Genomic DNA, 24,975 nt, shown 5'->3' with positions numbered 1-24,975 from the left:
CCTTGTTTCCGTTTCGAACGGCTTTCTCAGCCTGAAGTCCCATCAGAAAGAAACAAGTACGTAACGGTTACTCGGGCGATGCTGCAGCAACTGGGCCGGGCAATGCGAGGCCAACTTTCATGAGTCCGGCCCCGAGCTGATCGATCAGCGCCGGTGAATAGTGGCGAGCCGCCATGCTGGAGCGGAACGAAACCCAGAAATGGTCATGACGCGCATTCAGCCGTTTCGCGGCCTCCGCCGCACTTTGCGCATTTCCCGTTTGCCCCGAGGCGGCCAGTTCCAGAATGTTGGCAACATAATTGTTGGAACGGCCCATTTGCTGCACACGAAGAAGCGCTTCTGCAAATTCTCCGCGCCTGTAGGCATCGAGCGCCAGGGTAAGCCCTGCCTCACTGTGCGGAATGTTTTCGATCATGCCCGCCTTGATGGCCAAACCGGATCCTTCTGCCCATCTACCTTCGGCAAACAGCATGGCTCCCAGTCGCGCCGGGATCATGCTGTTGTTCGGATTGAGCATCATTGCACGATATCCGGATACGAAGGCTGCCTCGGTTTGTCCATTGCGGAATTGGGCCAGCATTTGCGCATAACCCGCGCGGTCCGACATTGGTGCCAGCGCCACGGCTTTGTTGGCCAGCGTCAGCGCACGCGGGGTCAATTCCGTCGGCGCTTCCGGGACGTCCGACTCCAGCTGCACGATCGCTAGTTCCGCGTTGATGTCCGGATCATTCGGCATTGCCAATAGCGTTGCATCGAGGCAGGTTCTGGCCTCCCACAACCCGTCTGCATCGAGCTGCTCGGCCGCCACTGCCGCACGAAGTATGCAGCCGTTGCCGAAAGTAGGCGCAACCAGTTCATGCGCTAGCTCGAGACCTGTTATCACCCCGCGCGTTCCGGCGAACCGGGTTGCAAGGCTCGTGATCAGTTCGTGGCGAACATCGATACCGGGCATCCTGTCGAGAGAAACGCGCTCGACACCCGAGCGCAAGGCTTCCCCCGTCGCAGGGTTGACGATTTGCCACCAGACCGAACGGTCAGCGTTGGTGGGGTGATATTTCAGGATCACCTGATAGGAGCTTGCAGTTCGACGTACCGGTTTGAACAGGGTCAGACCCCCAGCAGCAGGCTGCGCGGTAACTGCTGTTGCCGTCATCGCGGGCTTTTCGCCTGCCGCAAGCTTGAGCGTCTGAAATTGCGACAGGGCAATCATCAGATAATCCCGGATCAGCCCGGCTTCGGTGTCCGTGTCGTCACCCGCCATTTTCATATCGATGGCAACGCTCGGCTTTTCGGAGAAGACCGGCCCCTGGCCAGAGATTGACCAGATGGCGCCAGACAAGAGCGCTGCAAAAATCACCCCGAGGACCAGCCTGCGCTTGTAAATCACGTCTCGCCATACCGAGTAGGTTCCGGTGACATCGGGAGAATCGGTCGCGTCGGTATCGTCGACATCTTCGCCCTGCGGCGGCGCCTTGGTGAAAACCGGAATATACCTGCCGCGCGGCAGTTCGATACGAACGCTTCCTTCTTCGGCGCGGGCTTCGTAATATTGGGCAAGGGACGCACGAAGCCTTGTTGCCTCTATGCGGACAATCGGATCGGTCGTGGGATCGAAACTACAGGGCCGGCCGAAAACGTCGACGGCAATCGTATATGCCTTCACCGCCGCTGCACGGCCCTCGAACATTTCCTTGGCGACGAACCTCAGGAAGTTTCTGTTCCGCTCTGTCGAGTGGAACTGGGGATCAGACAAGAGCCGGTCCAGCTCCGTCCGGGCCTCTTGTTCGGTAACTCTTTCCGTTTCCGGTACGTCGACATTCACGTCAACTTCCATGGCAGAACCCCCCACGATGCTCAGCCCCGGCTACAATTGAACGGAACGGGGCGGGGCGCCATAGGGTAAATACCCTAGGTTGCAATGTAATTGTACTGATACCGTGTCCATCAAGCAAGAATGCCCGGAAAATCTGGGGTTTTCTTACGTTCTACCGCGCATCGAAATGCAAATATCGATGACCTCGCCCTCGAGGTCAGAACACAGCATTTCATACTCGGCAATCAACTTGAGATCGTTGGATCCGTTTCGGCGCAGCCGGTCGAGGGTAGAGCTGGCTTCGTCGAACGCATCGCACAGACTCAACAACGTAGAGTTCCGGGCACTGAGAACTTGCAGCTGGCCGCGCATGGCCGGCAGCTTGAGCATCAATTTCCAGAGTCCCCTTTGGGATGAAACCGTTGACATTGCTCTGAACCCGATACCTACCTGTTGATCGGCTCAATTTTGGGCATGGCCACATGGCCGGCGAACCGTCGATCTCCGATACGCGTGATCGCCTCAATAATATTATATAGGCAGGTCTATGCGGGAGTACGTAACGGTAAATTCGCGGAGATTTGGTTTCAGCGACGGCGTCCATGGGAGTGGCCATCCGGAGCGGCAGGTGTTCGTAGGCGTCAATTTCCAATTCGCACTGGGTAAATGACGTCCGTTATTTCGTCGTGATCTGGCTGAAAGATATGCCGTCTATGCTGCCACCCTTCAAGCGGTAGACGAGCGCCTGCAGCGTTATGAGCCCTTTGCCATCGGGCCGCGTCTGGTTTGAATAGCGAATGATCCCGTCATTCACCGATGCGCCAAAAGCCTTCTGCAGATCATTTTCGTCGTTCTTCAGGCCTGGGACCGGAAGAACCCACTCAGTCAGGGTCTCCGGACCCTGCGAACATCCGGACCGCGCGGCGTCGCTTTCCTCGGCCGACACCATGGTCAGCATCCGCTTTGTACCGCTGCTTTCGCCGTTGGAAATAAACCAAAGATTCGACGCGTGACCGTCGAGCGCAACCTGGTAACACAGCCAGCTTGCCGATTCTGATCCCTCGCCCCGGGTGTGAATTTCGCCCCCGAATTGTTTCTGGATTTCGTCGAGTGTCGTCCGGCCAAAACTGATGTCGAGCGTGTCGGCCTTGACGAGGTTATCGAACGGCTTTGGAACGGGATAGGAGGTCGATTTGGCTGTCCCGCCCGAAAGAATGAGCGAAGGAAAGCCCGAAAGCTTCACATCATCGGCCTGGACTGGCTGGAGAAACAACAACGAACTTGCGATGAACGCCATGGCAGACATGATCCGTATCGGTGTCGCGCTCATTCAGGCCTCCTGATGATTTAGGGATTTGAACGTCCTGATGACTTTATCGCATCCGGCAGCGCGGCAAAGTACTTAACTGTAACAGAAAATGATTTCTTCGGTCCGCGATGTCGGGACAGAGCGGCGCCCTTGCCACAGGCACAAATCGCCCGGATGCCCCTTCCGTTACTGTTACGTACTTCCTTTGGATCGAGAATGCCGGAAGCATGCCCCGTCCAATCGACATCCAATCGCGCCCGCGTTCGTCAGGCGATCACAAAAGCACGTCTGCGGACCGACAGACAGGAGAGTGCAATGTGCAGGCAATACGCTACCCGCCTCCCCGGGGGGAAACATCATGTCAGTTGAGTGGAAGAATCAACTAAGCTCTTTGTGGCACGCCTGCGTTCCGGGGGGAGCCAAGGCGCGGACGTCGCTGCTGGCCGGGGCGGCGATAGTCACAGGCATCGCTTTCTCGCAATGGTCCGGTATCCAGCCCGCGCAGGCCCAGGAGGCCGCAAAGCCGAATATCCTCGTGATCTTCGGCGATGATATCGGCCAGTCGAACATCAGTGCCTATACCCACGGCCTCGTTGGTTACCAGACCCCGAATATCGATCGGATCGCCAAGGAAGGCATGATGTTCACGGACTACTACGCCGAGAACAGCTGCACGGCTGGACGTTCATCTTTCATCACCGGACAGGCCGTCCTGCGCACCGGTCTGTCCAAGGTTGGCGCTCCGGTCGGCCTGCAGAAGGGAGACATAACAATTGCGCAAGCGCTGAAGCCGCTCGGCTACGCCACCGCGCAATTCGGCAAGAACCATCTTGGCGACAAGGACGAATACCTCCCAACCAATCATGGCTTTGACCAGTTCTTTGGCAATCTCTATCATCTCAATGCCGAGGAAGAGCCCGAACGCCCGTATTGGCCGAAGGATCCAAATGATCCATTCCTGAAGGTCTATGCGCCGCGTGGAGTCATCAAAGCCTCAGCCGACGGCAAGCATGCCGGGCAACGAATATGCCGACGGCATGTGGGAACATGATCAGGATGTCGGCAAGCTCTTGAAGTCGCTCGATGACGCGGGCATCGCCGACAACACGATCGTGGTCTATGCGACCGACAATGGACCGAATGCCTTCACGTGGCCGGATGCTGCAACCACCCCGTTCCGCAGCGAGAAGGATTCCAACTGGGAGGGTGCATTCCGCGTTCCAGCGATGATCCGTTGGCCAGGCAAGATCAAGCCGGGCACGATCTCAAATGAGATCTTCTCCGGTCTCGACTGGTTCCCCACACTGCTGGCCGCAGCGGGAGACGATGGCGTCAAGCAGCGTTTGCTCGACGGCTGGGCTCCAACCCCGGGGGGCACGACCTTCAAGGTCCATCTCGATGGCTACAACCAGCTTCCATACCTCGAAGGCAAGGAACCGAAGGGAACCCGCAACGACTTCTACTACTTCAACGATGACGGTGAACTCGTCGCTATGCGTTGGGACAACTGGAAGCTCGTCTTCTGCGAGCAGCGAGCGGCGGGCGAGCTTCTGATCTGGGCAAATCCGTTTACCTGCCTGAGGGTACCGAAGTTGTACAATCTAAGGATGGATCCCTATGAGCACGCCGACATCTCAGGCAGCCTTTACGACCAATGGCGTGTGGAAAATGCCTATTTGTTCGCCCAAGGCACGTTTAAAGCTTCGGAGTTCCTGGAAACCTTCACCAAATATCCGCCGAGCCAGCGGCCTGCAAGCTTCAGCATCGACCAGGTGAGGAAGCAGGTGGACAAGGTGATTGATAAACACTTTGAGGAAATGGCGAAATAGCAACGACACCGGGCTCTGCCCGATCACCACTCCGGGTTGGCGCGCATGAGGTGCGCCAACCGCCTTGATATCCAGGAGTGCAATGGATGGTCGTCCACTCTCATCTTGCCGAGCCGAAAATTCACCACTCAGATTTCAGTACCCCAATGTCCGATGAACGCTCCCGTGCACAATTCCTCTGGCCAGCACTTCTGCTTTTCGCCTCGGGGTTTTCTGCGCTGGTTTTTCAGGTCGTCTGGGTCCGGCAATTGTCGCTGATCGTCGGCATCGACGTCTATGCGGTGACGGCGGGCGTTTGCGCATTCATGGCGGGACTGGCCATCGGAGGCATGGCGTTTGGACGATCCATCGACCGCTCTGCAAGTCCATTCCGGTTCTATGCGCTGCTTGAAGCCGGTGTCGCAATTTGCGGAGTTGCCGTAACGATCGGCCTTTCCCATTATGCGGCTTCCTTTGCTCGTCTCGAGAATGTTTCGGCAATACTCGCCTGTACGACGGTATTCGCCTTCGTGGGTATCCCCGCAATCCTGATGGGCGGCACACTGCCCGCGCTGATCCGTTCACTGGCTGCTGCCAACCGGGATATCGGCCTCAAGGGTGGCCGTCTTTATGCAGCAAACACGACGGGGGCAATTGCCGGCACCCTCGCTGCCGCCTTCGTACTCATTCCTCACCTGGGCATCTCCGGATCGGCCTACGCGGCCGCCGGGTTCAGCCTGCTTGCAGCGCTCGGCGCTCTCGGCCTCGGCTTGTGGCGAAAGTTGAGCGTGGATGTGCCGCGAAAGACGCAACCCAGACCCTTCTCTGGCGATGTCCGGCTTGCGCTCGGTCTCTATTCGGTGGCTGGTGGTGTGGCCCTCGGCTACGAGGTGATCTGGACGCAGTCCATCGTCCAGTTCATGAGCACGCGAACCTTTGCCTTCGCCATCGTCCTTGCAACCTATCTTTTTGGATTGGCGCTTGGTTCCGCGCTCGCGGCGAAAAGGATCGACAGAATTCGCAACGTCTGGAGCGTCTTTGGCCTGCTCATCGCAGGCGCGGGGCTGGTGGCCTTGCTCGGGGTGGCGTTCCTTGGCAGCTGGATCATTGCCGCGCAATCGATCGCCGAATATTGGGCCCTGCAGCTCAGCGGCAACCAATTGGCCGGTATGTCGGCGCGCTTCGCCGTGGCGTCGATCGCCATTGTTCTGCCAACCACAATCCTGCTCGGCGCCGCCTTTCCGGCGGCGATGAAACTGGTCATCGCGGATGGTCACGTCGGACGCGGTGTCGGCATGGTGAGTGCGTGCAACACGTTTGGCGGCATTATCGGCACCGCCGTCACAGGGTTCATCCTGATCCCAAGCTACGGTTTTGTCGGATCCTTCGGCATCCTGGCTGTCGTGGCGGCGGCAATCGGGGTGATTGCCGTATTTCGCAACGTCAGCATGGTGCGTTGGCATCGCGGCGCAGCAGCAGCCATGTGCGCGGCTGCGCTCATGCTGGCGTTCCTTATTCCTGCCGACCGTTTCGCAAGCCTCCTTCCAGGCGCGCAGAGCGGTAAACTCGTGTTTTACGAGGAGGGGCTTGGTGCGACCGTTGCCGTGGTCGAACAGGGACGCGACAGAAAATTCCGCCGGCTCTACATCCAGGGTGTTTCCAATACCGGCGATTCCCTTCCATCGCTGCGCTATATGCGGCTGCAGGCGCTGCTCCCCTTGATTACCATACAAAAACAGCCCCAGTCGGCGATGGTGGTGGGCCTCGGCACTGGTATTACGGCAGGCGCGCTTCTCGCCTATACTGGACTGGACCAGAGGGTTGCCGCCGAACTTCTCCCCGCAGTGGAACGGGCATCGACACTGTTCAACGGCAATTATCATGTTGCGTCTGATCCCCGGCTCGATATCCGCTTGCGGGACGGAAGACGCGAACTCCTTGCGAATGCGGACACTTATGACCTTGTGACGCTCGAACCGCCTCCACCTTCAGCTGCGGGCGTCGCCAATCTCTATTCCACAGACTTCTATCGTCTCGCAGCGACCCGGCTTCGCCCGGGAGGCATGGTGGCGCAATGGCTCCCCTTGCCCACGCAGAACGACGAGGACACCCGCTCGCTGGTTCGCAGTTTCATCGACGTTTTCCCGCACTCAACGCTGTGGACGACGGAATTGCATGAAATGATGCTCGTCGGGTCACTTGAGCCGATGAAACTCGACGTCGCCCGCATGACCACGCGCTTTGAGCAGCCTGAGGTCCGGCTCGCACTGCGTGAAGTCGGCATCAATTCACTGCCGGAGCTGATGGCAACCTGGGTCACTGACCGCGCAGGCCTGGAGACCTATGCCGGAAATGCGCCAGCTGTCACTGACGACTGGCCGCGCATCGAATATGCCTCCTGGGTACGGCCCGACACATTTACGATAGTCCTGCCCAAATTGATGAACCTTGCCACCGACCCGCCGCTCGAAAACGCCGATGCCGCGTTCAATGCGGCAATGGAGACCGAGCGCGATGTCTTGCACACCTTCTACCGGGCAGGCCTGAGCGCATACCAGGGCGACCGCAAGGGTTGGCAGCGCAGCGCCTCGCGCGTGGGCGCCCTTGCTTCGGACAATGCTTACTATGCGTGGTTCTTCGGCGGAGAACGGCGATGAGTGCCCGCGACGACATTCTCGCCCTCGGCAAGCGTATAGGGCAGTCGATCATCGGTCAGGAAGCCACGGTGGAGCGCCTGCGGCCCTCAATCCATGCGCTATTTCACCTTAAACCCATCTGAATCGCGATTTGTAACCGTTACGTACTTCAGTCGCGGCCCGTTCTTCTTGATGTTGGAGCAAACAGCATTCGGAGGCCAAACAGGATGACAGTCGTAATTGAGCGGGCGAACCTCGATGAACAGCCAGTATCGAAGGACGGCCAGCTCTGGATTCCTGGAAAAACCTTCATCATGGGATCGGACAAGCATTACTCCGAGGAAGCACCGGCCCATCCGGTCAAGGTCGATGGCTTCTGGATTGACGAAACACCCGTCACCAATCGCCAGTTCGCAGAATTCGTCAAAGCCACCGGATACGTGACATTCGCCGAAAAGGCACCCGACCCCAAGGACTACCCCGGAGCACTTCCTCACATGCTCAAGGCGGGGTCGCTGATGTTCGATCCCCCAAGCGGACCCGTCACGAGCCCCGACATCACCCAGTGGTGGACATTCAAATTCGGTGCCGATTGGAAACACCCCTATGGCCGCAGGAGCGACCTGCGGGGCAAGCTCGATCATCCCGTGGTGCATGTCGCCTGGTGCGACGCCAGGGCCTATGCCGGCTGGGCCGGCAAGGATCTGCCGACCGAGGCGGAATGGGAACTTGCCGCGCGCGGCGGGCTGGATGACGCAGAATTTGCCTGGGGTGATGAGTTGACGCTCGGCGGGCGGCAAATGGCCAACACCTGGCAAGGCATATTCCCCCATCACAACCTTCGCTCCCAAGGCCATGACCGGACATCGCCCGTCCGCAGTTTCCCACCCAACGGCTATGGCGTTTACGACATGATCGGAAATGTGTGGGAGTGGACGGGCGATTTCTGGTCCACCCGCCACCCGGAGCCCGCGGCAAAAGCCTGCTGCATCCCTGTTAATCCGCGCGGCGGGGCAATCGACGCCAGCTACGACCCCGGACAACCCGAAATCCGAATTCCAAGGCGCGTTCTCAAAGGCGGCTCTCACCTTTGCGCACCCAATTATTGCCGGCGCTATCGTCCTGCCGCCCGCCATGCCGAGCCGGAGGATACGTCCACGAGCCATGTCGGATTCCGCTGCGTCAAGCGGCTGTAACCTCGAACCACCAGATTGCTCGCACAGAACCGCGGAGGACTTGATGAGCTGTCATGCTTTGGGGAATTGGCTAGGCCCGGACCTTGACGGAAATCGTCGTTCCCGTCTTGCCGGTGGAGATATGCAGCGTGCCGTCGAAAGGCCGCAGGCGTGCCTCCATGCCTGAAAGGCCGACGCCCATGCGCCTGCGGCTTCGCCGCTCTATTCCAACGCCGTCATCCCTTACGGTAAGCGACAGAACCGGATGGGGTTCGAGGCCCTGACGGACCAGCCGGATCGTCGCTTTTCGGGCCCGGGAGTGCCGATAGATATTGGTCAGGCCCTCCTGCACAATGCGGAAAATGGCCAGTTCCACATCCGCGCGCGGCCGCTTCGTGCCAAGATCCGGGTCCACCCGCAGTTCGATTTCGAAACCGCTCCGTTCCTCAAATCCGGCGACAAGCAGTTCCAGCGCGTTAGGCAGGCCGGATTCGTCCAGCATGGGTGGATGAAGCAAGTAGGACAGCGTCCGCAGTTCCTCGTTGCTCCGGGAAATGAGTTCCGCCGTGCGCTTCAGCGACGCCAGCGTTTCGTTGTCGAGATTCGGCATGCGCGACTTCACATTTTCCAGTTCCATGGCCGCGCCGATCAGATGTTGACCGGTGGAGTCGTGCAGGTCCCGGGCAATGGAGCGGCGCTGCTCGTCCTGCGAAACCAGAAGCCGTTCGCTCACTTCCCGCAGAGACTCATTCGAGTGTATCAACGCGACCGAACGGCGGCGCGCAAGCCATGCCGCCGCCGTGCAGCCCGCCAGCGCGATGCCCAAAACGCCACCGTAAACGCGCACGGACTGTCTCCAGCCGGTGAGCAATATCCTCTCGTCTATTCCAAACGTCACGTAGAAAGGAAATTCTCCGACCTTGCGATAGGCCACCAGGCGGTCGATCCCTTCCGAAGAGGACCGGTAATTGACAACACCCACTTTGGGATTGTCGGCAATCGCTTGGGCAAACCACTCAGGCGTAGTCACGCTGCCTTCCCGGAACGGAACATTCACCACCACTTTCCCGTCCTCGCGCAGAAACTGCGCGACATCCGACGGAGAGGCAGCTCCGTTGAACAGATTGAGGAAATATTCGATTGGCATCGTGATCAATATCAGACCGCCAAATCCCCCGTCCGGCTGGCGTAGCGCCTTGCTCATCGTCAGCGACGATTTCCCGTAGACCCGGCCGACGATCGGTTCGCCTATGAAGGTAAGCTCCGAGGGGCGGTCACGATGGAAGCGGAAATAATCGCGGTCCGTTACATTGAACGTTTTTGCGGGGAAGCCCTCGCTATAGGAGACGAGCCATCCCTCCGGGTTTACCAGCGCGATCACGCCCGAATGCTTCAGATATTGCTTCTGGGTGGCCAACAGCTTCGATACGTCTTGCGAGGCGGTAATTTCGGACCAGGGCATCGGGTCGATCTCCGCCGCAATGCTCTTGAGCACCATGTCGTTCGCCTCGAGTATCTTGCTTACATAGGCTTCCAGCAGGGCAGTCTTCTGGCGAAGCTGTATCTTGGACTGGAATATCATCCGTTCCCTGCTTTCGCGAACGCCGACAACGAAGACCGCCACGATGGCAGCGAGACTGAGGACCAGAAAGAAGCCGTATAATACCGATGTGATTGTACTGGCATTCGCGGTCATATCGGCCCGAACTGGCTTTCCGCCCGGAAACATCAGGCCGAGGCGCCGCAGAAGTGCAGAAACAGCCGAAATGTTCCAGTAGTCATTATATCTGCGCAGAATTTTCAATGGTCGCTCCCCGTGCCACGCTTGAGTATTCCTGCAAAGAATCTCGATCGTCAGCGTAATAATGCCCCCGGCCAAGAGTAGGCGGTTCCTCCCGCCGCTACCATACCAGACTGTAGAGGAAAGAAGTTTACAATCGTTGGTTACCGATGGGCTGTGCCTCGACTCCATGCGCGCCGCGCGCACACAAAAAAGCTGCGGTGAAGGCGTTTCTGAACGAGCCGTTTCGCCTTCCTCAGCGGCAGCTATGTTCAAAGTGCGTTCGTGGTCCAGCAAAGGTTCAGCAGTTATTTTTTACTGGAGCGGAATCGGCTTGCCCGCCAGTTCAAAATCGAAGCTCCTGCTGCAAAGTCACGACGTGTCCGCTTGGGCTCGAAGAAGGAGCCTGACCTCAAGCGGTAAGCTTACGGATACGTCAACGGCAGTGGCTTGCCACCAGGAAATCGCTTTCCTGTACAACCTTTTTGACAATCAATTTGGACAGTCGGCACCGGTCTTCACCCAAGCGGCGATCAGCGCCGCAAATGTCTCTTGCGATCCGGGAGGGGCGGTTCGTCCCTCGCCTGGGTGCCAGGCCCAGCCCACCAGGTGATCCTCGCCCATATGGCGGACGAGATCGTCGTGCGAACGATTGCCGTTCCGGCTCGTGTCCTTGACCTGCTGGCATATTTCGCTGACCGTGAGCCCTTGCCAGGCCATGCTGGCCGGAGCCAATGACCAGTGTGCGTTACCCGGGATGGATTTCATGCGGCTTCCGACGATCGGACGATTCTCTGCGCCGTGGCAGGTGCCGCATACAAGTCCCGACGGACCCAATGCGCTTTTGCTGGCAACCATCAACGGCACATGCGGATGCTTGTCGTCACCCTGCGTCGGGCTGCGTGTTGCCGGATGGCAGTTGATGCAGCGCGGATGTGTCAAGACGCGGCTTGCCTCTTCGAAGATGGCCTTCGAGCGTGCGCTGGTGTCAGTAATCGCGTCGAAGTCGGAGACGGACTTGAGCGCCCCGCTACCCGATGTCTCGGCATAGCCTTGCAAGGGTCCGATAATAACAAGGGTTCCGACCGTAGCGAGAACGGATGCGATCGCAATGGCGACAAAACGCGTAGCCATGATTACACCCTCCGGAAATCGTTCTGGTCGATCGGCAGCGACCGCAGCCGCTTGCCCGTCGCCACAAAGATCGCATTGAACAGCGAGGGGGCGACCCCCGGCGTGCCGACCTCGCCTATGCCGCCTGGCGCTTCCGAACTCGGCACAATATATACCTCGATCTTCGGGGTCTCATGTATTCGCAGAACGGGAGAGTCGTCGAAATTGCCCTCCACGACGGCACCGTTCTGGACGGTTATGCGTCCGTAGAGAGCAGCGCTGAGGCCATAGATAACGCCGCTCAATATCTGGGCGTCCACCGTGTCCGGATTGATGACCTGACCACAGTCGACTGCGCAAACGATGCGGTCGATCTTGAGTTTTCCGTCGTCCCCGACGCTGACTTCAGAGATCATGGCGGCAAAGCTGCCGAAATCCTCCGAAAGGGCGATCCCCCTTCCCTTGCCTTGAGGGAGGGCATTCGTCCAGCCGGCCTTCTCCGCGGCCAGATCAAGTGCACCCAGAAGACGCGGCTTATGCTGAAGCAGGCGCCTGCGGTACTCGAGCGGATCGATCTTCGCGGCGTGAGCCAGTTCGTCGATGCCGCCTTCGATCGGGGGGATATTGCGTGTGGCGCCGACGCCGCGCCAGTTACCCGTCAACATTCCGTCCGGAGCCTCATGGCGCACAAACTCGGTATACTTATTCGGGATCGCGTATGGCGACTCTGCACCAGCCATGATGTCGAGATCGATGCCGTCACGGGTATAGGCGGGTAGCCAGCGCGCCATGACGGCCGGACCGATCACACGATGCCGCCATGACACTGGCATGCCATCTGGACCCAGCGTCGCTGTGATCTTGCTGTAGTTGAGATAGCGGTAGCAGTCGTGGCGGATGTCCTCCTCGCGGCTCCAGGTAACCTTCACCGGGCCATCCACCTGTTTGGCAATCTTCGCCGCCAGAATAACGCCGTCGACGTCGAGCCTTCGGCCGAAACCGCCACCGAGAAGGTGATTATGAACGACGACCTTATCCACAGGCAGGCCCGTGACATCGGCTACGGCCTGCCGCGCCCGGCCCGCCACCTGGGTGCCGACCCACACGTCGCAGCTGTCCTTGCGAACGTGAAGGGTACAATTCATCGGCTCCATCGCCGAATGCGTGAGGATCGGCATGCGGTAGATGAAATCATGAACCGGCCCGTTTTCAGCTTCGGCCTTGGCGACATCGCCTTCATTTATGTGGGGCAGGGCCTTGCCGCCGATCGCATCTTCCGCGCGCTTCTCGAGTTCGGCCAATGAAAGATCGCCGCTGGGACCCGGGTCCCACTCGATGGAGAGCGCAGCAAGCCCCTTGCGCGCAGCGCCGGTATTGTCAGCCACCACCGCAACCGCGTCCTCGATGCGGACGACCTTTTTGACACCCTTGACCGCCATTGCTGGCCCGTCCTCGACTGAGCGCAGCTTGCCGCCGAAATGGGGACAAATCGCGATAGCCGCGTAAGACACGCCTTCCGGGCGGGCGTCGATACCGAATTTTGCCGTACCGTTGACCTTCTCCGGGCTGTCGAGACGCCGGATGGACTGGCCGATCAGCTTGAAGCTCGATGCGGGCTTGAGCGGCACCTCCTGCGGAACCGCCTCGGATGCTGCAGCCTGGATCAGACTGCCATAGGCTGCGCGGCGGCCGCTTGCGGCATGAACGACTTGCCCAGCCTCGGCGGTGCACGTATCCGGCGCAACGCCCCAACCACGGGCGGCGGCGTTCACCAGCATCACACGGGCGCTGGCGCCTGCCTTTCGCATCTGCTCGTAAACACCGCGGATAGCGAAAGAACCGCCGGTGATCTGGTCGCCAAGCAAGGGGTTTGCGTAACGGGTGGGATCAGCAGGCGCATGCTCCAGCACCACCTGGTCGAGGGTGACTTCCAGTTCTTCGGCGAGCAGCATCGCCACTGAAGTGTAGATGCCCTGCCCCATCTCCACGGAAGGCATGATGAGCGCAATTTTGCCATCGGCGGGAATGCGAATGAAGGGGTTTGGTTCAAGGTCGCCCGCGGCAGCCGATGAAAGCGATGGCTGCAATCCAATGATCAGGCCTGCTCCTGTGAGCGATGCGCCGATGAGAAAGTGGCGACGCGAGACGGAAGCATTGACTTTGTCATGAATCGACATCGCATTACCCCGCCTTTGCCGCCAGCTTGATGGCCGCCCGAATACGCGGATAGGTGCCGCATCGGCAGATATTTCCGGCCATGACAGCGTCGATATCATCGTCGGTCGGCGATGGATTGGCAGCCAGCAGCGCGGTCGCGGACATGATTTGTCCAGACTGACAGTAACCACACTGGGCAACATCTATGTCCAGCCAGGCTTTCTGTATCCGCGCACCTTCGGCGGTATCGCCAATCGCTTCGATCGTGGTGACAGGCTTGCCTACCGCTTCAACGACCGGCATGACGCACGACCGCATCGGTACGCCGTCGACATGCACCGTGCAGGCACCGCACATGGCAATGCCACAGCCGAATTTCGTGCCGGTAAGACCTATGGTGTCACGAAGGACCCATAAAAGCGGAATGTCGTCATCCACATCAACGGCATATTTGTCGCCATTAACCATAAGATTATGAGACATGTGAACCCCGGCCGATAGCCGTCCCCAACGAACTTACAGCGACCGCCAAACTAGCTGAAATCGCGGGGAGCAGCAAGCTTTGAACTTTTGGTGCCGACACGGAAAGTACCCAATGGACGGTGCATCATCCGATCCGCCCACAAACGGTCCGCTATTCAGATTAAGATAACGGGATGTCGCAGATCCTTCCGGTTGCCCAAAGTTTGATCGGCCGGAAGGATCTGCCGTCCCTACCTCATGAGTTGGGCGGGAGCACGAGGTCGGAAACCCTGTAGATGTGAAATTCACTTTTCGAGACAGTGTCCAACATCTTGAATTTTTCGACGAAGACAGGATCGGAGAAAAATTCCGCGACGTTGTTCTCGTCGCGGATCGCCTCGATGTTCACAACGGTTTTGCCGTCTGTGCTTTTTGACAGGTTACTCCAAAGAAATCCGTCTTTCCGTTGCGCAACATAGTGCACGACATCCTGGATTATCTTGAATGCTTCCTCCTGCTTGCCTGGGTGGGCATGAATGACGTTCACGATGAACACTGTGGCTTCGGGAATGAATTGGAATTCGGCCTTATGAGGATGTGTCACTTGATCTCCGTTCGAAAATGAGGCGGCAGAAACTTCCGCCACCTCAACGTTAGTCCGCGACACGGGTTGAAAAAATGGGCTATGGCTCCGTTGATCCCGGACATCAACGTCCGCAATGGAGATTACCCCGTGGACAACATCGGCCCGTTGAATGTGTTCATGATTGTGGCGGAAACCCGCAGTTTCGTGAGGACAGGCGAAGCGCTCGGCGTCTCGTCATCTGCCGTTGGCAAGACAATGGCCCGCTTGGAGAAGAGGCTCGGGGTACGGTTGTTTCACCGCAATACCCGCAGCATCGCGATCACGGCAGAGGGAGTTATGTTCCTTGAACGCTGCCGGCGGATTTTTTCCGAAATAGAAGCCGCCGAACAGGAATTGTCGCAAACCATGGCCGCACCCCGCGGCCGGCTTCGTGTCAGCCTGCCGCTCGCCGGAATGCTTTTCATGCCGACAATAACCAAGTTCATGCGTTTGTTCCCGGAGGTAACGATAGACCTGGATTTCACGGATCGTCTGGTCGATGTGATTGAAGAGGGTTTTGACGCTGTGGTACGAACCGGAGAAGTTATCGACAGCCGGCTGATGGTGCGGACCTTGGGGAAGTTCTCTCACCGTATCGTGGGATCGAAAGACTACTTCACCCGCTTCGGAGTTCCGGAAAGGCCGCAAGACCTGTCCGCCCACATATGCCTCCATCACAAGTACCCTTCATCCGGCAAACTCGAGCGGTGGCCGCTGGATGCAAGCGAAGGGAAATTGGAATTGCCTGTGTCATCGATGGCCAGCACCCTCGAGCCGCTGATCAGTATGGCCGAGGAAGGACTTGGCCTTGCCTGTTTGCCGCTGTTCACCATCGGCAGGCAGATCGATGATGGAAAGCTTGTAGCGGTTCTCGACAAGCACATCGAGGATGTCGGCGAGTTCCGCATTTTGTGGCCGTCAAGTCGGCACCTGTCTCCAAAAATCCAGGCCTTCGTGAAGTTCATGGCGGAGAATCTGTTTCATACCTGACAACGGCTGCTTAGTCGGACGGGACAGCTCTCACGAAACGTACCGCGCGATGGCAACATCGAGGAAGGCCCTCAACCGCGCAAGCCTGCGCAAATCCCTATGATAGCCGACCCAGATTGTTCGCTGCGGCGGCTGTTCGTTGACGCTCACGCGTTCGATGCCTTGCGTGTTGTCGCCGATCGCTGCAGGAAGGACTGCAAGGCCCGCACCGAGGGCGCACAAGCGAGCCTGGACATCCCTGTTGTTGCTGCGCGATACCGCCGTCGAACGGAAAAGCGCGACGGGCAAAGTCGTCGTCGATATAGCCGGGTAACCACCGACCATGCCGAAACTTGATGCGAGGACCGACACCCTCGCATCAGTTGAAACTCTTACTGCGGTGCAGTGCGAAGAATTGGCTCGCTTCAGCCTGCTGCGCTTAGCTGGTCGGCTGAAACTTTCCCCGACCTGTTGTCGCGCACCAGTTCAAAGTTTACTTTTTGGTTCTCGAGAAGCGTACGCAGACCAGCACGCTCTACCGCTGAAATGTGGACGAACACATCAGCGCCCCCCTCGTCCGGCTGAATAAAACCAAATCCCTTGGTTGAATTAAACCACTTTACCGTGCCAGTTGCCATGTTCTGCCTTCTTATCATCGACAATGCCCGCCCGATGCGAACACCCGGTCTTCAACCGGGGGAACAAGATCCATGGGGAAGGCGCTGAAAGTCAATCAGGGAAAGTCCTGAGATCGGTCGCATAATTCCCTCGGCAAGCGCCAATCAACGGACAACGCCGCACCCAGTCCATAGTGGAAGCGCCTTCGGAAACTGTGGTAAAATCCCCCCATGTCCTCTCAGCCCTTTCCACTCAAGCGCCTTACGCCAGATGACGTCTCGCTTCTTCGTCAGTTGAACGCCCTGTTTGGCGATGCATTTTCCGATCACGAGACGTACCGAAACCACCCGCCAAGTGACGCCTATATGAAGGATTTTCTCGGTAAGGATCACATCGTGGCCACGGTTGCGCTGGCAGGCAAAAGTGTGGTGGGTGGGCTTGTCGCCTATGAACTCGACAAGTTTGAGAAGGCGCGACGTGAGTTCTATATTTATGACCTTGCGGTTGATGAAAACTATCGCCGGCAAGGAATAGCAACGGCTCTCATCAACCACTTAAGAGAAATCGCCAAGCGCCGCGGGGCTTGGGTCATATATGTCCAGGCCGATTACGGTGACGACCCGGCGATTGCCTTGTACGAAAAGCTCGGAGTTCGCGAGGAGGTCCTTCATTTCGACATAGGGCTCGACGGGTAACTCACTAGCGATCATATCAAAGTCCCACGAACCGAATGTTTTCGCTCTGCACGAAAGGCAGCCATCACCGCAATGGCAGCGCATAAGTCTGTTTGACGATTTGGCTTGGTATGTCCGTCTTGACGTTCTGAATACCGTTGATCTTCGTAAGATGTGTCGACTGAAAGTGCCGGTAATCGTCGAGATCGGAAACGACGACGCGCAACAGGGCGTCGCTTTCGCCCAGCATAATGTAACACTCCATCACCTGCGGGAGCTTTTTCATGGCCTCCATGAAATGGTCGATGGTCTCCGCGTCCTGTGCAGTCAACCAAATGCGAGCGAACATCGAGAGCGGCAGACCGACCTTCACTGGATTGAGCACCGCCACATAGCGGTCGATGATCCCGGCTTCTTCGAGGAGCCTAACCCGCCGCAAACATGGCGATGGAGACAAGCCGACTTCCTTCGCTAACTCGACATTTTGCAGCCGGCCGTTGTGCTGCAGGGCACGTAAGATACGCTTGTCCAACTCGTCGAGCCGCATTGGCATCTCCTGCTAATAATTTTCTATTTCGCGATTTGAATACCAATTATGCGATCAAAATTGGCTACTTCGCAACCCGGTTGCGTGCGTTCAGACCTATGATGCCAATCATGGAAACCACAACTTTGCTCCTCTTCGCAGCCACTGTCCTGCCGCTCATCTGTACCCCGGGTCCAGATATGCTTTTTGTGGCCTCGCAAGCCCTGTCCGGGGGAGCGCCGGCCGGACTGCGGTCAACGGCGGGTGTCTGCATCGGCTACATGGCGCACTCGGTTTTGGTAGCCTTGGGCGTGGCCGCCATCATCGCAGCCTCGCCCGTTCTCTTCGCCGCCCTTCGCTGGCTGGGCGTCGGCTACCTGGTCTACCTGGCCTCTCAGCTGATCAAGTCTGCGATGAAGGCAGGCAAACTCACACTTGTGAGCGGGGACGACACAAATCAGCTTCAACGGGGTTTCCTGACGGCGTTCCTCAATCCCAAAGGCATGATGATCTATTTTGCCATCCTCCCGCAGTTCATGCACCACGAAGGAAACGTTGCCGTACAAGCCTCGATGCTATCCGCGATCTTCATCGGCCTGTGCGGCTTGGTCTACACAATTCTGAGTTTCGTTGTTGCGACCGTCGGCAAGCGTGGCAATTTCAACGATCGCCGCCGGAGATGGGGCGAAGGGGTCGCCGGTGCGCTCCTGATACTTGCTGCCGGGAGCCTCGCCGTAAAATAGAGTCAGACACTCAGAAGTGGACGCAGAGTCCGCTCTGCGCCAAAGCCAGTCCTTCACGACATGGAAGACAAGGTCTACTCATGTGATGTCCCAGCCTAGGCGTCCGGTTGAATATTCTGGTTCATTCTAAAGAAATTCGTTGGATCGTATTTGCGCTTGAGTTCCACCAGGCGCTGGTAGTTCGCCCCGAATGCAGCCTGGACCGCCTCTTGCTCTCCCTCCGCGAGGTAATTCAGCAGATAGCCACCGGTTGCATAGGGCTGGATCGCTTTCCACGCACCCTTCGCCCAATTGATCTGGGGATCGTCCTCGGCCGGATCGGTCCACTGCGGCATGAAGCCGATCAAATAATCCGAACTGCGCTGGGCAAACGCATTCGTGTCGCTCGCCTTTCGCCCGCCCGCACCGCCGTAATACTCAATGAGAAGTCCCGACAACGGCGATGTCATCCCTTTCGCCTGCTCCACGAGCACATCCACCACCTCGTCCGAAAGCCCCTTCACAAACGCTGATTTCCAATAATTCCGAGTCCCAGCCGGGAAGGCGGCATCGAGAATCGACTGCATGGCTGGAAAGGGCATGGCCTGCACGGCATCCATCAGTGGCTCGCCGAGCTTGCGAAGCGGCGCGATGGCTCTCTCTCCCTCTGCCAGGTCCTCACCGCTCCAGCACGGGACGACCGCCGTCGCAGGAATTCCGTCAGGCGTGCAGATGAACCCGGCATAGACGGTCAGGTCTTCGGGTGCGGTTTCCATGAACGTGCGATAGGCGCGCAGGATCTCTCCGGCTGCCGCACGCGGGTAGACGATCAGTCCGCCAAACACTGTCGAGACCGGATAGGCCTGGTAAAGGAACGAGGTAACAACCCCGAAATTGCCGCCTCCACCACGCAATGCCCAGAACAGGTCCGGATTCTCGTCCGCGCTGGCGGTCCTGGCGACGCCATCGGCCGTCACCACTTCCATCGACAAAACATTATCACAGCTTGGGCCATACTTGCGTACCAGCCACCCCACGCCACCCCCAAGCGTCAGCCCACCGACGCCCGTCTTCGAGATCACGCCAAACGGCACCGCAAGGCCATGCACATTCGTCTCGCGGTCAACATCACCCAAGGTGGCACCGCCTTGGACCCGCACGGTTTGCCGGGCGGGGTCCACATGGACGTCCCGCATCCGCGAAAGATCGATAACAAGTCCATCATCGCAGAGCGCTCGTCCGCCCACGTTGTGGCCGCCACCTCGAACCGCCACGAGGATGTCATTATCACGTGCGAATTTCACCGCGGCGACAACATCGGCTGTGTCGCGGCATTTCAGGATCGCGCCGGGATGCTTGTCGACGAGAGCATTCCAGATATGTCTGGCCTCCTCGTAATCCCGGTCACCCGGCTGGATCAGGTCGCCCTGGACCTCGTTGGCAAATGCAGTTGCCCTCTCGGTCGGCAAGGCTTTGCCGGCCCGGTTTCGCAATGAAGCATCAGTCATCGTCGTTCCCCCAGAAATTGAAGCGCGACTCGGTCAAACAGGCATTCTTGATCGCCTCAACCGGATTGACGGAGCCAGCGGCCGTCTCGATAGTGTATTCGATTTTCTCCAGGAAGTCGCCTCGCCCGCTGTCTGCCGGGGCAAGAGCCCCGCTCGGGCGGATGTCCGGGCTTTGTCAGAACTGGACGTTTGGACAAAACAAAACGCGCCCCCGTGGAGCGCGTAATTGATTATATTTTGCCTGTCGTTTTCTAGACTCTTTAAAATATCGTCCCGTTAATCACAGTGCTAAGCCTTTTATCCTAAACCAACTAACTATAGAATTTCCGGCTTAGGTCCCCCACTGTTGTCTGCTCGCTTTTCACACATGCTTGAATGCTTTTTAGTGTTGTTTTCATGCGCTAAACTCGCAACCACGTCATGAAATTATGTTACGGAGCGTTACGTCAGCGTGACTCAACCTCTGTTTTTGGTCTTTTTCCCACATATTTGCATAAATAATTAGGGTTAGGCGCAATCTGGCCAGTACAAGCAGACGAATATCCTTTGCGCTCGCGCGGGAGCCTTGAAGGTCCCTTTGCGGCTCATGGGAGCCTGGACCATTCTCGGCATCCTTGGAACTGATTGCCTATCCCTGGGCAATCAGTTGCAGCTTCAACACTTCAAAGTGGCGCCTGAACCCATTTTCGATCCTGCTTGTTCATTGATTGGATGTAACCGGGGCGATCAATAAAACGATTGACAAGCCGGAGTAAAAATCCAAGTCTATTACATTAAAAGGGGATATATTCCATAATATTGGAATTGAGGAGAGTTGCTTGGCTGATCTGCTTGTTAGCTTATATACCGACAGGCTCTCCGATCTGGAGAAACAGACCCGTCATGCAGATGTACTGATTCGGCCTGTTCTGCCCCCTGAAATGCAACTGGTCGTTGATTGGGTTCGCGATAATTTCAGCACCAACTGGGCCAGTGAAGTCTCTGTCGCCATCACTCGCCAGCCGTCCGCATGCCTTATTGCCATCGATGACGGGAACCTCGTCGGGTTCGCCTGCTACGACACCACGGCGCGCGGCTTTTTCGGGCCGACAGGCGTTCATCCGGACAGTCGCGGCAAGGGTGTAGGCATCGCACTCTTCTCCGCATCGCTGCAGGCCATGAAATCCATGGGCTATGCGTACGCGATCATTGGAGATGCCGGTCCTGTCGATTTCTACGTCAACGCCGTTGGTGCCATGACAATCCCTGCCGAGGGCAAGGGAATTTATCAAGGCATGCTGCGTGCCAAGAAAACCTGAGCCCCTGCTCCCATCGCAACACAGTTCCTATGGAGTGAATATAGTGTCCAGACAATCGCCTCTTGCCCTGTTTGTCGGCATCCCCAACCCGACACTGTCTCCGGATGAGATTGCCTTGTTTCGGGACACCAATCCCCTCGGTCTCTTCGTTGGCCGCCGCAATCTGCGCGAACCAGACCAGGCCAAAGCCTTGGTCGCAAGTTTCCGCGAGGCGGTTGGCCGCGACGATGCCCCGGTCTTTACCGATCAGGAAGGCGGCCGGGTCGAGCATCTCGATGCGGGACCATGGCCCTTGTTCCGCAGCTTCGGCGAGTTCGCAGAACTGGCGCGCCATGATCTGGCGCTCGCCAAACAGGCATTGCGCCTTTCTTCGCGCGCCATGGGAACGATGATGAGCGAACTTGGCCTCACCAGTGGATGTTCGCCGGTACTCGATCTGGTTTTCCCGACGACGAGCGCAGTCATTGGTGCGCGGTCATTCGGCGCCGACCCCGAACTCGTGGCGACGCTGGGCCGCGAAGTTGTCGAGGGGCTGCTCGAGACCGGAAACATGCCGATTATGAAACATATTCCCGGTCATGGCAGGGCAACGCTCGATTCGCACAAGGAACGCCCGGTGGTCGACGCCAGCAGGGAGACGCTGCTCGCCACGGACTTCAAGCCGTTCGTTGATCTCAAGGGCACGCCATGGGCCATGGTCGCCCATGTGGTCTATTCGGCCTACGACAAGGAACAACCCGCCTCCGTATCGCCCGTCCTGCATGACGTGATCCGCAACGATCTCGGCTATGACGGCGTCCTTATCTCCGATTGCATCTTCATGAACGCGCTTGAAGGCACGATGCCGGAACGTGTGAAGCAGGTGCTGGATGCCGGTTACGACATTGCCCTGCACAGCCACGGCGATGTTGCCGACAGCGAGGCCGCTGCAAAGGCTGCCCGTCCGTTGAGCGAAGCAGCTGCAAGGCGGATCGATGCCGCAAAGTCCCGTCTCGGATCACAAAAGGTGAACGTGGCGCAGGTCCATGCCGAAGTCGAAAACATGTTTGCCAGTGCATTTGTAAGCTAAGTCAAAAACCAACCAGGGGAATAAATATGTTCAAGAACCGTTTGCTCGCCGCCGCATCCGCATTTGTACTGCTTTCAAGCCCCGCCTTGGCGCAGACCGTACTCACCGCCAATATCGAACCCGCGACGACGTGGGTGAGAAACTTCAACCCGTTCAATCAGACATCGGCGCGCCAGAGCACGCTCGATTTCATTTATGAGCCGCTTGTCTTCTTCAATCGCTTCGACAACAACAAGCCGAATTTTCGCCTGGCGGAAAGCTTCAAGCTGGCGGACGACCTCAAGAGCATTGAATTCAAGCTGAGGCCGGACCTCAAATGGTCCGATGGCAAGCCGCTGGCAGCGGCCGATGTCAAATTCACCTACGACTATCTCAAGAAGTTCCCGGCACTCGATTTCGTCAGCATCTGGAAGTTCATTGACGGCATCGAGGCTGTCGATGCGCAGACCATACGCTTCACGCTGGTTAACCCAAGCTCCCTTGCGGCCGACCAGCTGGTCCAGGTACCGATCATTCCAGAACATGTCTGGAAGGACATTGCCGATCCCGTTACCTTTGCCAATGAGACCCCGGTCGGTAGCGGCCCGCTGACAGAAATTCCGCGTTTCACCGGCCAGACCTACGACCAATGCCGCAATCCGAATTACTGGGACGCCGCTGAACTCAAGATCGATTGCCTGCGCTTTCCACAGCTTGCCGACAACAACCAGATCCTGACCGCGACCGCCGACGGTACGCTCGACTGGGGCGTTTCATTCATTCCCGATGTCGAGAACACCTATGTCGCCAAGGACAAGGAGCATTTCCACTACTGGTACACACCAAGCAGCATGGTGGCGTTCCTGTTCAATCTGGAAACGGCCAACGAGGCCAACCGCAAGGCTTTCAACGACATCAAGTTCCGCCAGGCGGTCAGCATGTCGCTCGATCGCAAAGCCATGGTTGACGTGGCAGGCTATGGCTATCCGACGCTCAACGAGGACCCGTCCGGTCTTGGCGAACTTTACAAACCCTGGTCCGATCCTTCGGTCATCGAGGCATTTGGCAAGTTCGGCAAACATGACACCGAGGCAGCCAAGGAACTGCTCGATGAAGCGGGTTATGTCGACAAGGATGGCGACGGCTTCCGCGACAATCCGGATGGCAGCAAGATATCGTTCTCCGTCATTGTGCCCAGTGCATGGACGGACTGGATCGACACCGTGCAGATCGCCATCGAGGGCATGCAGGAGAGCGGCCTCGACGCCAAGATCGCCACACCGGAAGAAGCCGTCTGGACGGGCAACCTGATCAACGGCACGTTCGACATGGCCATCAACAGCCTCCCTGCGGCAGCGTCGCCCTATTATCCCTATCAGCGCGCATTTAATGAGACCGACAAGGGAAAGACGCGGTTCACCGCGCAACGCTGGTTCAATCCGGATCTCGCGAAACTGCTGGTTGATTTTACCCGGACAGCCGATCCCGCCGCCCGGAAAGAGGTGATGAACAAGGCTCAGCGCATCGTGGCGGAAAACCTGCCCATGTTCCCCGTCTACAACAATCCCAACTGGTATCAATACAACACCAAGCGCTTCACCGGATGGTCGACGCCCGACAACCCGTTCGTCAACCCGTCCATCACGCGCAACAATCCAGCGCGTCTGCTGCACCTCCTGGCATTGAAGCCGGCAAACTAACCGCATGGCGCTGGAGCGGTTGCGATCGCTCCTGCGCCATGATGGGAGAAGCATATGGTTTTCTTGCTCCGCCGCCTCGGATTCTACCTGGCAGCCTTTGTGGCGGCTGCCACAATCAACTTCTTTTTGCCGCGCCTGATGCCCGGTGATCCGATCCAGATCATGTTTTCCAGCACCGGCACCGAATTGTCGGCGGAGAATCTTGCGTCCTTGAAACTGACTTTTGGCTTTGTCGATGGTCCCTTGTGGCAGCAATACCTGACCTATCTGCAAAGCATCTTCACCGGCGATCTCGGCCGCTCGATCAAATATTTCCCGCTGCCCGTCACCTCGGTTCTCGGCCACGCGCTGATCTGGACGGTCGGCCTGATGGGCACGGCGACGATCATCAGCTTCACCCTCGGCACGTTCCTCGGCATTCTCGCCGCGTGGTGGCGCGGCGGGATCTTCGACGTTGTGGTTTCCGTCGGCGCCATTTTTGCAACCTCCGTCCCGGCGGTCGTCACCTCGCTCATCGTATTGTTCTTCTTCGGTTTTACGCTCGGCTGGTTTCCGACCGGCTACGCCGCCGACCCGGCGCTGGATCCATCGTTGTCGCTGACCTATATCGGCAGCCTGCTTTGCCATGGCATCCTGCCGATGCTGACGCTCTGCACCGTGCTCACGGGCGGCTTTGCGGTCACCATGCGCAACAACATGATCAACCTTCTCGGCGAGGACTATATCGTCATGGCGCGTGCCAAGGGCCTGTCCGACAGCCGCGTCATGATCTGGTACGCGGCGCGCAATGCCTTGCTGCCAACGGTCAGCAGCCTCGCCATCGCCATTGGCACCGTCCTGGGCGGCTCGCTCGTCACCGAAGTCGTCTACAACTATCCGGGCCTCGGCAACATTCTCTATCAGGCCATTCTCGCGCGCGACTATCCGGTGATCCAGGGCCAGCTCCTGATCATGACCGTCGCCATGCTTGTCGCCAATTTCATCGTCGATGTCAGCTATGTGCTGCTCGACCCGCGCCTGCGGGGGGCATGACA

21 protein-coding genes and 2 pseudogenes are annotated in these 24,975 nt (G+C 58.1%); 11 read left to right on the top strand and 12 right to left on the bottom strand.

The features are described 5' to 3' along the window. Nucleotides 1–67 precede the first annotated feature (67 nt). From BLM14_RS01175 to BLM14_RS01165, 3 genes are all read right to left on the bottom strand, one after another. Complete coding sequence (locus BLM14_RS01175; RefSeq protein ID WP_099997725.1) at nt 68–1,834, bottom strand: tetratricopeptide repeat protein; 1,767 nt, start codon at nt 1,832–1,834, stop codon at nt 68–70. 144 nt (nt 1,835–1,978) lie between these two features. Further along, nucleotides 1,979–2,206, bottom strand: coding sequence for a hypothetical protein (locus tag BLM14_RS01170; RefSeq protein WP_237143430.1), 228 nt, complete (start codon nt 2,204–2,206; stop codon nt 1,979–1,981). A 283-nt stretch (nt 2,207–2,489) separates the two neighbouring features. Further along, the gene (locus BLM14_RS01165; protein ID WP_099997723.1) at nt 2,490–3,143 is read right to left on the bottom strand and encodes a hypothetical protein; all 654 of its coding nucleotides are present in this window, start codon (nt 3,141–3,143) and stop codon (nt 2,490–2,492) included. Between the two features lie 337 nt (nt 3,144–3,480). Between BLM14_RS01165 and BLM14_RS01160 the strand changes: the two are divergent. The 4 genes and pseudogenes from BLM14_RS01160 (at nt 3,481) to BLM14_RS01150 (ending at nt 8,762) form a co-directional block, all read left to right on the top strand. Continuing rightward, nucleotides 3,481–4,951, top strand: a pseudogene (locus BLM14_RS01160) (arylsulfatase). Nucleotides 4,952–5,037: 86 nt separating this feature from the next. Then, nucleotides 5,038–7,587, top strand: coding sequence for a fused MFS/spermidine synthase (locus BLM14_RS01155; RefSeq protein ID WP_204251977.1), 2,550 nt, complete (start codon nt 5,038–5,040; stop codon nt 7,585–7,587). After that, nucleotides 7,584–7,709 carry a hypothetical protein gene (locus tag BLM14_RS32410; protein ID WP_257791422.1) on the top strand — a complete coding sequence of 42 codons (126 nt, stop codon included), beginning with the start codon at nt 7,584–7,586 and terminating at the stop codon, nt 7,707–7,709. The genes BLM14_RS01155 and BLM14_RS32410 overlap by 4 nt, the downstream gene beginning before the upstream one ends. An 84-nt stretch (nt 7,710–7,793) precedes the next feature. Next, nucleotides 7,794–8,762, top strand: coding sequence for a formylglycine-generating enzyme family protein (locus tag BLM14_RS01150; protein WP_099997721.1), 969 nt, complete (start codon nt 7,794–7,796; stop codon nt 8,760–8,762). Between the two features lie 70 nt (nt 8,763–8,832). On the opposite strand, the gene BLM14_RS01145 is transcribed toward BLM14_RS01150, so the two are convergent. The 5 genes from BLM14_RS01145 to BLM14_RS01125 all read right to left on the bottom strand — a co-directional run bounded on the left by BLM14_RS01145 (nt 8,833) and on the right by BLM14_RS01125 (nt 14,857). Then, a complete protein-coding gene (locus tag BLM14_RS01145) occupies nt 8,833–10,545 on the bottom strand; it encodes a cache domain-containing sensor histidine kinase (RefSeq protein ID WP_157929465.1) in 1,713 nt (570 codons plus the stop codon). A 468-nt stretch (nt 10,546–11,013) separates the two neighbouring features. Continuing rightward, a complete protein-coding gene (locus tag BLM14_RS01140) occupies nt 11,014–11,655 on the bottom strand; it encodes an Isoquinoline 1-oxidoreductase subunit (RefSeq protein ID WP_237143429.1) in 642 nt (213 codons plus the stop codon). 2 nt (nt 11,656–11,657) lie between these two features. Further along, on the bottom strand, nt 11,658–13,811 hold the full coding sequence (locus BLM14_RS01135) for a xanthine dehydrogenase family protein molybdopterin-binding subunit (protein WP_099997718.1): 2,154 nt from the start codon (nt 13,809–13,811) through the stop codon (nt 11,658–11,660). 4 nt (nt 13,812–13,815) lie between these two features. Beyond that, entirely contained in the window at nt 13,816–14,274 is a 459-nt protein-coding gene (locus BLM14_RS01130; RefSeq protein WP_099997717.1) for a (2Fe-2S)-binding protein, read from the bottom strand. Nucleotides 14,275–14,509: 235 nt separating this feature from the next. Next, nucleotides 14,510–14,857 carry an antibiotic biosynthesis monooxygenase gene (locus BLM14_RS01125; protein ID WP_099997716.1) on the bottom strand — a complete coding sequence of 116 codons (348 nt, stop codon included), beginning with the start codon at nt 14,855–14,857 and terminating at the stop codon, nt 14,510–14,512. A gap of 129 nt (nt 14,858–14,986) precedes the next feature. Here BLM14_RS01125 and BLM14_RS01120 point away from each other — a divergent pair, with 129 nt between their 5' ends. After that, entirely contained in the window at nt 14,987–15,868 is an 882-nt protein-coding gene (locus tag BLM14_RS01120) for a LysR family transcriptional regulator (RefSeq protein ID WP_100000966.1), read from the top strand. Between the two features lie 30 nt (nt 15,869–15,898). Here the strand turns inward: BLM14_RS01120 and BLM14_RS01115 are convergent. Continuing rightward, nucleotides 15,899–16,138, bottom strand: a pseudogene (locus tag BLM14_RS01115) (LysR substrate-binding domain-containing protein); the annotation flags it as partial. A 134-nt stretch (nt 16,139–16,272) separates the two neighbouring features. After that, nucleotides 16,273–16,485: a cold-shock protein gene (locus BLM14_RS01110; protein WP_100000965.1), complete on the bottom strand. Its 213-nt coding sequence runs from the start codon at nt 16,483–16,485 to the stop codon at nt 16,273–16,275. 210 nt (nt 16,486–16,695) lie between these two features. On the opposite strand from BLM14_RS01110, the gene BLM14_RS01105 reads away from it, so the two are divergent. Then, the gene (locus tag BLM14_RS01105) at nt 16,696–17,160 is read left to right on the top strand and encodes an AAC(3)-I family aminoglycoside N-acetyltransferase (protein WP_099997714.1); all 465 of its coding nucleotides are present in this window, start codon (nt 16,696–16,698) and stop codon (nt 17,158–17,160) included. A gap of 64 nt (nt 17,161–17,224) precedes the next feature. Here BLM14_RS01105 and BLM14_RS01100 read toward each other — a convergent pair whose 3' ends face one another. Beyond that, a complete protein-coding gene (locus tag BLM14_RS01100) occupies nt 17,225–17,692 on the bottom strand; it encodes an Lrp/AsnC family transcriptional regulator (protein WP_204251976.1) in 468 nt (155 codons plus the stop codon). A gap of 104 nt (nt 17,693–17,796) precedes the next feature. Here BLM14_RS01100 and BLM14_RS01095 point away from each other — a divergent pair, with 104 nt between their 5' ends. Continuing rightward, complete coding sequence (locus BLM14_RS01095) at nt 17,797–18,408, top strand: LysE family translocator (RefSeq protein ID WP_100000964.1); 612 nt, start codon at nt 17,797–17,799, stop codon at nt 18,406–18,408. Nucleotides 18,409–18,503: 95 nt separating this feature from the next. Here BLM14_RS01095 and BLM14_RS01090 read toward each other — a convergent pair whose 3' ends face one another. Beyond that, the gene (locus BLM14_RS01090; RefSeq protein WP_099997712.1) at nt 18,504–19,895 is read right to left on the bottom strand and encodes an FAD-binding oxidoreductase; all 1,392 of its coding nucleotides are present in this window, start codon (nt 19,893–19,895) and stop codon (nt 18,504–18,506) included. Between the two features lie 818 nt (nt 19,896–20,713). Between BLM14_RS01090 and BLM14_RS01085 the strand changes: the two genes are divergently transcribed. From BLM14_RS01085 to BLM14_RS01070, 4 genes are read left to right on the top strand one after another with little or no spacing between them, the layout of a single operon-like run. Continuing rightward, complete coding sequence (locus BLM14_RS01085; protein ID WP_099997711.1) at nt 20,714–21,193, top strand: GNAT family N-acetyltransferase; 480 nt, start codon at nt 20,714–20,716, stop codon at nt 21,191–21,193. A 43-nt stretch (nt 21,194–21,236) separates the two neighbouring features. Further along, nucleotides 21,237–22,262, top strand: coding sequence for a glycoside hydrolase family 3 N-terminal domain-containing protein (locus BLM14_RS01080; RefSeq protein ID WP_099997710.1), 1,026 nt, complete (start codon nt 21,237–21,239; stop codon nt 22,260–22,262). A 26-nt stretch (nt 22,263–22,288) separates the two neighbouring features. Continuing rightward, nucleotides 22,289–23,941 carry an ABC transporter substrate-binding protein gene (locus BLM14_RS01075; protein WP_099997709.1) on the top strand — a complete coding sequence of 551 codons (1,653 nt, stop codon included), beginning with the start codon at nt 22,289–22,291 and terminating at the stop codon, nt 23,939–23,941. A gap of 54 nt (nt 23,942–23,995) precedes the next feature. Then, nucleotides 23,996–24,973 (top strand): ABC transporter permease, encoded by a 978-nt coding sequence (locus BLM14_RS01070; protein ID WP_099997708.1) that lies wholly within the window; start codon nt 23,996–23,998, stop codon nt 24,971–24,973. The last annotated feature ends 2 nt before the right edge of the window (nt 24,974–24,975 follow it).

Origin of the sequence: Phyllobacterium zundukense (assembly GCF_002764115.1) — a bacterium.
Classification (GTDB): domain Bacteria; phylum Pseudomonadota; class Alphaproteobacteria; order Rhizobiales; family Rhizobiaceae; genus Phyllobacterium; species Phyllobacterium zundukense.
The sequence above is the reverse complement of the archived record's forward strand: the minus strand, read 5'-3'. Positions and strand labels throughout refer to the sequence as shown.